The 1429-nt window shown below is 55.6% G+C and carries 1 protein-coding gene; it reads left to right on the top strand.

Going from position 1 to position 1429, the window contains the following annotated elements:
* Positions 1 to 412: 412 nt before the first annotated feature.
* Positions 413 to 1105 (top strand): tellurite resistance TerB family protein, encoded by a 693-nt coding sequence (locus tag HF854_RS12315; RefSeq protein ID WP_168936545.1) that lies wholly within the window; start codon positions 413 to 415, stop codon positions 1103 to 1105.
* Positions 1106 to 1429 lie beyond the last annotated feature (324 nt).

Raw genomic sequence — 1429 nt, 5'->3', positions numbered from 1 at the left:
GTCGGAAATATCATGCCTCCGATGTGCCGCCATATGGTCTCTCCTCATTGTAAGTGAAGAGATTATAACATACTTTTTAATTTGACGACACTATCTAGGCAAAAACGGGAACGCGAGCATGTCCGTTGTGTGACGATTGGATGTACCCCTGAAAAGTATGAAAGCAGAAGCGGGGCATGGTGAGGCATGGTCGTGCGATCGTGGCTCCGCTGCCCAAGACATAGTGGAAGCATGTTTTTTGCAATGAAGATTGGCTGTGAGGGAAAAAGCAAGGGCCACCGGCAAGCAGCCCGAAGGCTACCCTCTTGACTTATAGCGGCATGATCCTATCTGTACTCTGACACACGCTGTTCACGCACAGGGGAATATATGGAAAATCCCCCTGTGCCAGACAACAACATGAGAGGTTCATATGTCCCTTTTCGACATCTTCAATAAAAAGAACATTGGTGAAACGCTTGGCTCTCTTATGGATACGGCCAAAGAACAGGCATCCGGTCTGACCAAGGCTGCTCCCGGCGGCGTTGGCGGCCTGGTGGGTGCCGGCGCCCTGGGGGCGCTGCTGGGCTCCTTCATGTCCAAAGGCGCGTTGCAGAATGCCGCTCTGGTCGGTGCGGGCGCAGTAGCCTGGAATTTTTACCAGAAATGGTCGCAGTCCCAGAAAGAGAGCCAGCCTGCGGAACCGGCTCCTGTCCAGCAGCCGGTGGCGGCTGTGGCCCCTGCCGAGCTGGATCCCACGGCCCGGCTCCTGCTGCGCGCCATGGTGTTCGCCGCGCGGGCGGATGGACATATCGACGCGACGGAACAGGATCGTATCAGCAAGGTCGTCGCACAGATGGCTCCCGGTCAGGACACCAATGCCCTCTTGGGTCAGCTGCTGAATGCCCCCATCGATCCTGCGGCTCTGGCCGCGGAGATTCGGTCCGCAGAGCAGGGGGAAGACCTGTACCGCCTGTCGTGCATGATCGTGGATATCGACCACTTTATGGAACGCAGCTACCTTGATGCGCTTGCCGCGGCCCTGAAGATCTCCGAAGCCCGCAAGGGACAGCTGGAGGAAGAGGCCCGTCAGGCCAAGGCCCAGCTGGCCGCGCATGCCGGATAGCATTTTTTAGCCCGGGTTAACCAAAGGCCACCCTTGCGGGTGGCCTTTTTCGGTCATAGCACCTTGGAGCATTCTAGTGACCTGTCTGCGGCAAATTGGGGGCGTGGAAAAGGCCTATATCGCCAAGAAACAGAAAATGGCGCATATTCCCCCTGAGAGCGAAAAAAGTTGTTTTTATGAATCACAGGTCAAAAAAATTTTTTTAGCGCCTTAAATCTCAATTTTGCGCGATGTATTTTTCGCCGATAAATCAGAACCACCCGCAAAGCGGGTGGTTTGCTCTGGCCCTGTAAGGGCCTGTTACCGGCTGCGCCTAAAGACGCT

Origin of the sequence: Desulfovibrio piger (genome assembly GCF_012843875.1) — a bacterium.
Classification (GTDB): Bacteria; Desulfobacterota; Desulfovibrionia; order Desulfovibrionales; family Desulfovibrionaceae; genus Desulfovibrio.
Note: the sequence above shows the minus strand (reverse complement) of the source record. Positions and strands in the feature narration are given on the sequence as shown.

Bases quoted from the DNA above. Each gene is read 5' to 3' on its own strand.
- HF854_RS12315 (WP_168936545.1), top strand. From the start codon at position 413: ATGTCCCTTTTCGACATCTTCAATAAAAAGAACATTGGTGAAACGCTT.